This window comes from Rahnella sp. PD4 (genome assembly GCF_049199325.1).
Taxonomy (GTDB): domain Bacteria; phylum Pseudomonadota; class Gammaproteobacteria; order Enterobacterales; family Enterobacteriaceae; genus Rahnella; species Rahnella perminowiae.
Window position 1 is genome coordinate 1 of record NZ_JBLZQF010000021.1, and the last position, 7,344, is coordinate 7,344.

5 protein-coding genes and 1 pseudogene are annotated in these 7,344 nt (G+C 41.2%); 3 read left to right on the forward strand and 3 right to left on the reverse strand.

Annotated elements, in window-relative coordinates; all coding sequences use genetic code 11:
* Positions 1 to 111 (forward strand): transposase (locus ACOZIO_RS24915; protein WP_165457324.1); only part of this gene is annotated, 111 nt, incomplete at its 5' end.
* Positions 98 to 400 (forward strand): hypothetical protein, encoded by a 303-nt coding sequence (locus ACOZIO_RS24920; RefSeq protein ID WP_421595875.1) that lies wholly within the window; start codon positions 98 to 100, stop codon positions 398 to 400. The genes ACOZIO_RS24915 and ACOZIO_RS24920, both read left to right, overlap by 14 nt.
* 195 nt (positions 401 to 595) lie before the next feature.
* Here ACOZIO_RS24920 and ACOZIO_RS24925 read toward each other — a convergent pair whose 3' ends face one another.
* From ACOZIO_RS24925 to ACOZIO_RS24935, 3 genes are read right to left on the reverse strand one after another with little or no spacing between them, the layout of a single operon-like run.
* Positions 596 to 1,765 (reverse strand): GIY-YIG nuclease family protein, encoded by a 1,170-nt coding sequence (locus tag ACOZIO_RS24925; protein WP_421595876.1) that lies wholly within the window; start codon positions 1,763 to 1,765, stop codon positions 596 to 598.
* Positions 1,766 to 3,709 carry a DEAD/DEAH box helicase gene (locus tag ACOZIO_RS24930; RefSeq protein ID WP_421595877.1) on the reverse strand — a complete coding sequence of 648 codons (1,944 nt, stop codon included), beginning with the start codon at positions 3,707 to 3,709 and terminating at the stop codon, positions 1,766 to 1,768. It lies immediately after the preceding gene.
* Complete coding sequence (locus tag ACOZIO_RS24935; protein WP_421595878.1) at positions 3,702 to 6,398, reverse strand: DNA methyltransferase; 2,697 nt, start codon at positions 6,396 to 6,398, stop codon at positions 3,702 to 3,704. The genes ACOZIO_RS24930 and ACOZIO_RS24935 overlap by 8 nt, the downstream gene beginning before the upstream one ends.
* A 372-nt stretch (positions 6,399 to 6,770) precedes the next feature.
* Between ACOZIO_RS24935 and ACOZIO_RS24940 the strand changes: the two are divergent.
* A pseudogene (locus ACOZIO_RS24940) lies at positions 6,771 to 7,270 on the forward strand (transposase); the annotation flags it as partial.
* Between the last annotated feature and the right edge of the window lie 74 nt (positions 7,271 to 7,344).

Below are 7,344 nucleotides of genomic sequence, written 5' to 3' on the forward strand. Positions count from 1 at the left end.
CTGAATGAGTACAACAGTGAGCGTCCTCATGAATCCCTTAAAAACCTGACGCCGGAAGAGTACCGGCTGATGGCTGAGAAACCGGAAATCTCAAAAAGTGCCTGGAACTAAAGCTGGGATACTTACAGACCGACTTTCGGATGTACTGACCAAAATGAGCGCAAAAGCGCTGGTCACGTGGATGACGCATTCCGCATTGGAGGACATACCGCGCGAAGCATTACTGACTGGCGGCAGCGATTTTGTCTATGCTCTACAGGCAAATTTTGTGCTGCTACGTGATGTTCTGTCAGAAACGATGGAAGATATTGAGCAGCAGAGTCATGACCTCGAAGAAAGACTGGATAGTCTGGAACAGCGCCTTCAGATGCTTCAGAAAGATACTGATAATTTGTATTAGCTCAGACTTGATCTGGCACAACTACGACATAGGGCCAAACCTAATCTGACAGGCAGCTTTGTGCCATGAGCAGACGTTGCTTTAGACAGTCTGAATTGATCCGCGGGGAGCGGGTCAGACACACCTTAAATATAGGTCTATGTCTTACTGGTGAAGTATCCGGTTTAGACGCAGCTATTACAACGTCGGATATACTCAAGGTGTCGTTCTCTCTACTATTTTTTGCGTTATTGCATCATATCGATAGTTGACAATGTCACCTGTAATAAGCATTTGTATTGCCTGCTTGATGCATTCTAGGGGAGCAATAAACCACTCTCTCGGTGTGTGAACAATTCCTTTATGATCAGCCAATTTTACATCCAAACAGGAATGTCCAAAGAAGGTATGTAGCAACCCTTCAAACTTATGTGTTTTCATATTGTAGCACTCAAACTCAGAAACTAACTGAACTGATGCCATTAAATAAGTTGGTTCCTTCTCTGCATTAGCAATACGCTGCACTACGGGAGTGGTGGAATAACCAATCTTGTATAAATTATTCACTCTACTGATCTCTGGTTCATTACTTAAAGATTTTAGAATATAAATGTAACCTGATTTTTTATCGTCACGAGTGATGTTCAGCAATTCATCCAACTCTGTATCACTTTTAGCTAAAATACGACGACCTGTTTCATCTTTATACAACTCAGTAGCAAGTGAGCGCAGCAGCATGTCTGATTCTGTACCGTTCTCAAAAACTAGATGTAATCGAGCGTTTATCTTGCCATTCTTCTTCTGCCTCTCTTCCATATGAGAGACATAGCAAGTTATCCCGTGAAGAATGAATAACATACCCTTTTTAATTTGCTGCTCACCGGTGAATTGAACAGCCTCCATTTCACCCGCTTTAAGATCAGCGTGACATTGCCGAAACAGAGGCTCATATTCATCAAAGTTGGCGCACTTCTTACGCTTGGCAATATGCTGGGGCATTCCCAAGGTCTTTTTAACGTGTTTTAAATTAAAGATACTGTCATCTGGTAAATCTAATATGCCTAACATATCATCCGCAAGTATCGCTTCAATAGAAGCCGGTTTAGGTTCTTCAAATCGTGGCAAAAGCCCATGAATATCGTATTGTTTCAACGCACGACAATGATGCTCGTTACTGCGGATAGATTCTAGACTTTTGCTGCGCATCAGCTCAATCGGATTGCTACGATTAGCTTGCGGTTTTCTCCCATGTTTATCAAAAAATTCATTAATTTGCTTAAATTTAGCAATTAGGTGGTCATCGGCTGTAGGTGCCGATGATTTAGGCTTTGTTTTTAATAAGCCTTGTGTATCAGAAGCTAGAATAGCTTTTAACCAATCTTCCATTTACATAGCCTCTTTTTGAGTATTTGCTACCTGCTCTTGTGCCAGACGACGCAGATATATAACACACTGAGCCAACTCACGCTCACGCCCATTACGAGAGTTAAGGTCTGGATTCCTATTGTTCTCATTTGCAAACGCTTGAACTTTCGGCCACAACGCAATGGCCTCCTCTTTAGACATTTGCATACGAGTCGATTCAATAGAGTCTTGAATCAACTTAAGTGTATCAGTGTTAACCGCTTTTGATAGGATCTCAAACGCTTTCTGAAACGGATTTACTTGGTCGATAAGGTCAATATGCAGCTCATCAATATTGATGAACTTATCAGCCATGCGAACAAACTTCTTGCCACCCTCCTCTTTAATTTCAGATGCTGAAAGCGCTGAGTCCACAACAACTCGCTGACGTATTTCCTCTATCTCCTCTTTAGAGAGGTCTGGGTATTTTTTCTCTATAATTTTAGGGATCAGCACCTTATTAATAACTTCAGGGTCATGACCTGCGGCAGATGCTTTAACAATGTTGTCATCTTGCAAAATCGAAGCTTTTAAGTCATCAAGGTCTGTTTCTAATATTTGCTTAGTTCGCTTGGTGCTTGGCTCTTTCAAACCACCAATGCTGATCACCCCCGGCGGTGTTGGTTCCTTTTCTATAGGACTTTTTGTTTTAAATTTAAAGTTTGGTGCCAATACTTGCTCCATAAGAAGAGAACAAGTGATTGCCTTAAGCATATTGTTTACAGCATAATTGACTTGATCACTTGAAGCATCAGGTTCAGCAATCAAATTAGTAAACTGAGCATGAGCCTTGTTATGACTATCACGAGTACACCGACCGATAATCTGCACAATTTCCGTCAAAGAGTTGCGGTAGCCGATCGTCAAAGCATGCTCACAAAAACTCCAGTCAAAACCCTCTTTTGCCATGCCCAGCGCAATGATGATATCAATATCATCTTCATGGTCAATATCACGTAAAAATGCCTGTGTTTTCTCTCTATCATTTTCATCCCATACGAGGTCGGCAACTTTAATGGTTTTTCCATCTTCTTTACGTTTTATATGAATGACACCAGTATCTGGATCGGTGAATTGATGCTCACCAATAATGTCTAAGATAGCTGCGACTTGCTCATATTTATCATCTTTTCCTGACTCGGCAGAGTTTACGTTGGGGATATGGACAATCGTTTTCTTATCAGTATCTAGCACCTCTGCAATTGCAGTGAGGTAATGACCTTTATAGAAGTGGTAACCAATACCCAAAGACTTAAGGTGCTGATAGCCGTTCAGTTGCTCGTAATAGTTAAAAGAGACCTTATCAAACTTCATCTCATCTTCTGGAGTCAGGATTGATACGCTATCGCCACGGAAGTAAGAACCTGTCATCGCAACGATGTGTGCGGTACTGTTCTCAATGAGCGCACGCAACACATCACCCAACACGTTGTCACCATCAGCAGAAACATGATGGAACTCATCGATTGCCAATAAGATATTGTCAAAAGCGAAGTCTTCTAACTCTTGATATGCAAAGCGCAAGGTAGCGTGAGTACAGATTAAAATGCGCACATCACTATCTAAAAACTCCCTAAAGATTTTAACTTTGCTTTGATTGCTGGCAGACGTACAAAGGTTGTAATGCGGATTGATGTTCCAATCCGCAAAGAAACCAAATTTAGTTAGCTCAGTGTATCCAAATGAGCCACCGATAGAACGCTCAGGAACAGCGACAATAACTTTGTCGATACCCTGATTGTGAAGTTTATCCAAGCCAATGAACATTAAAGCACGAGATTTACCGGAAGCAGGTGGGGCTTTAATCAATAAATACTGGCTTGCGCGTTGCTCAAAAGCGCGAGCCTGCATGGCTCGCATTCCCATCTCATTGATGTTGGTGCTTTCACCTGTTTGAGCATAGGTTACGTTGACTAAATCAGGCATTCACTTTACCCATTACTTTTTCATACATTCTCAAAAGAATTGCAAGACGCTCCTCTTCTTCGGGAATGGTCTTACCAAAGAAAATTCTTTCTATACACTCATCTAGTAAAACATGAGCTTCTTTCAAATTTGCAGGCATTCTTTCTGGATCATATAATTTTGCCAATGAAAATTCAGCATGCATTTCTCTTGCTGAAATAACACCAATCGTTGCCTCCATAATATCTTCTTTATCTGCTAGAGTTAGTTCAGGCACAGGAAATGTGTTGTAACACATAGCAGATGAATATCTGTAATCACTTTTCAATCTTCCTGCTGTCAGCCTCACCCAAGACATATGTAGACGAGAGCTTAGTATGCCGAATACCCATACTTCAGGATCATAAATAGCTTGGGCTGAATCTGAAACAATAATTTCAGCACCTAAAAATCCAAAAGGAATATACTTTCTTCTTTCTGATGATACTCGTGGTATTATTATCAGGTGCTCTTTTGCTTGATGCGTATATCTAAACCTATAAGGTTTATCTGCTAGCCCTCTAGCAACATCACCACCGTTGATGCGGAACTCACGTACGAGTTCAACTCGTTCTTTTAAGGGAGGGATTGAGTAAGCTTCTTCGTATTCTTCTTCAGAGATCCAAATACACCACCGTTCTTGTCCATTTAAAAAGTCCTGTGAACCACAAAGACGCTTAATAAACTTGCCTGCTTCAGGATAAGCATCTAAAAGAGAATTTTTTTCATCTATTGATAATATTAAATTTCCGCCATCGTAAGGGCTATTACCTGTTATTAATTTTGGCAGCAATGATATAGGCTTTAGGCTTTGATGAACTATTGTGTTATCGCCTTCGTTTAAATATGCACTGATATTTTTTACATTTTTTTTATTCGTGGGTTCATATATTGATTTAGGTGTACCACTTATTTTCCGAATTCCTAGTATGGTACAAATCACAGCGGCTTTATCTCTAGCATTGTTGCTCCAGACAAATGGCTTATAAGCAAAACCTATCTCTAACCCCATATCAAAAATCAAAGGCCATAATTGATGGACTTGTGCGCCTTGATTTATCGAGTTAGTAGATACAAAAGCAAAAACGCCACTAGATTCAGCTATATATTTTGATGCTTTAAAGAACCAACAAGCAATATAGTCTAGCTCACCAAATTTACTTATGCCGCTAAAAGCTTTTTTCATATCAGCCTTTTGGTTCGGTGATTGATACTTCCCTCCTAAATATGGCGGATTACCTAAAATATATACCTCTTCGGAATCGGTACAAGGACAAACCAACTCCCAGTCCATCAGTACTGCATTACCTGCAACAATCCGCCCGCTTTGCTTTAATGGGAGCGTTGGTGCTGTGTAACCAAACTCAGTCTCAAACACCATGTTCATTTGATGATCAACTAACCATAATGAAAGAATTGCCATCTCATGAGCAAAATCATCGAGCTCAATGCCATAGAATTGGTCTAGGTGAATCGCAGAATGAGATTCATCAAATAATCCTATAATTCCTGAGTCAGACTCTGACTCTAGCTCACGAATGCGCTTTAGGATCTCAATTTCTAATTCACGAATTTCTTTGTACGTAATAATCAAAAAGTTGCCTGAACCACACGCAGGGTCAAAGAACTTAATGCGGCTTAGTCGAACCTGAAGCTTCTTCAGTTTGTTGATATTGTCATTGCACTTATCAAACTCTTCATAAAGATCATCCAAGAACAGCGGTTCAATCACTTTCATGATGTTTAATACTGAGGTGTAGTGCATCCCCATTTTGCTTCGTGTTTCAGGGTCGGCAACACCTTGAATCATCGAACCAAAAATATCAGGGTTTATATCTGCCCAATCTAATTGACCAGAATCAAGCAACATACGACGAGCTTTGGCATCGAATGTTGGCACTCTAATCTGGCGCTTAAATAACCCACCGTTAACATACGGAAAATCATTAAGATACCTTGGAAAATCATTACGCTGATGTGCTGGCGTATCCAATACGTAAAACAAACGTTCAAATACGCCTTGTAGATCGATTCCATCTTCTTGCGTATGTTGATTCAAAAGGTTTGTGAATTGGTTCTCAGAAAAGATTTTTGTGTCTTCTGCAAAGAAACAGAAAAGTAGGCGGTTGAGAAATACTACCAAATCATGCAACTGTTCTTTCGTGGCATTCGCTGGGTAGTTAGTTGCTTTGATATGGTCAAAAAAATCCGCCATCTTCTCAGCCGCTTTGACATCCGCAGGGTTTTCACCGCGATAAACCATTTTCTCCATACCTGCCCACGGTAAGAAGAAATCAAAATGTTTCGGTAGCTGACCAAGCTCGATATCAAGCGTGTCTTCAGTCTTTGTATCAATAGCAATAAGCTGAGAGAAATCAGTGATAACAACAAAACGAATCTTGTTGGTAGCAACCGTTTTGCTGTTTTTGAGAGCATCTATTTCAGCGAACAAGTTTGATGTACATGGTTTAAAGTAAAGATGACGCTTTAAGATCACCTCACCACCATCCTTCGCTAGGTTACGCTCACCAGACTTAACACGGTTCACTACCGACTTACGATGTCCGTATGCCAGCAACAGTTCGTAGACAAAATCATCTTTCGAAATTTTTTGGCTTGATACTTGTTTCACCAAACTCTTGACATTTTCTTCTATTTGTACGCTATTCATGTGTTTTACGACCTAAATGGCACTGGTTGAATTTTAATATGCACAGTTCATTCAAGCTATTCTTTAACTTGAATTTTAATTATCGTAGTGGTCAACTAAGACTGTACATCCCTTTGCAGGGCAATGCACTCTGTTCATCGCACTCAATAACTATCTTCTTTCTCCGTCATGACCTGCTCCCCTTTGATACACACAGAATGCTGTTAGCAATGTCCGTTGATCGCTCACCGCGGATCTTCTGATTCGTTAGCTCATCGGCTGTGTGCCAAAAATGGAGGTTTAAGAGTTCAGGGTGTAAGTATCCCACCAAAACGGCCCATTCACTTTTAGAGATCTTCCGACATACTGATTATGTCCCCTGAGGAGATCGCTATGCGTAAGATCCGATTCACCGGGCACCAGATCATCGCCGTCCTGAAATCAGTCGAAGCTGGCAGGACCGTCAAAGATGTGTGTCGTGAGGCCGCTATTTCTGAAGCCAGCTACTACAACTGGAAGGCGAAATATGGCGGTATGGAAGCCGCTGATATCAAAAAAATCAAAGATCTTGAAGACGAGAATCGTCGTCTGAAGCAGATGTTTGCAGATCTGAGTATGGAATGTCGGGAGCTGAAAGACGTCATCGACAAAAAGCTTTAAAACCAGCGATAAAGCGTGAGCTCGTCAGTTATCTAACTACGCAGTTTACGATGAGCATACGCCAGGCATGCAGGATGTTATCGCTGAGCAGGACGGTGTTTCGTTATCAACCGGATACGCGACGTGATGAAGCGGTGGTCCAGAGGCTGACCGGGGTCGCTGAGCGCTATCCCCGCTACAGTTTTAAGAAGCTTTTTCAGGTACTTCGCAGGCAGGGGCACGTCTGGAACCACATGCTGTAATCTTAATACGATCCCAGTCTGTGATATCTGAGGTGATTGCCATGAAAACTTTCGTTGGACTTGAT

Excerpts from the sequence above, each read along its gene's own strand:
- ACOZIO_RS24935 (WP_421595878.1), bottom strand. The coding sequence starts at position 6,398 with ATGAATAGCGTACAAATAGAAGAAAATGTCAAGAGTTTGGTGAAACAA.
- ACOZIO_RS24925 (WP_421595876.1), bottom strand. The coding sequence starts at position 1,765 with ATGGAAGATTGGTTAAAAGCTATTCTAGCTTCTGATACACAAGGCTTA.
- ACOZIO_RS24930 (WP_421595877.1), bottom strand. The coding sequence starts at position 3,709 with ATGCCTGATTTAGTCAACGTAACCTATGCTCAAACAGGTGAAAGCACC.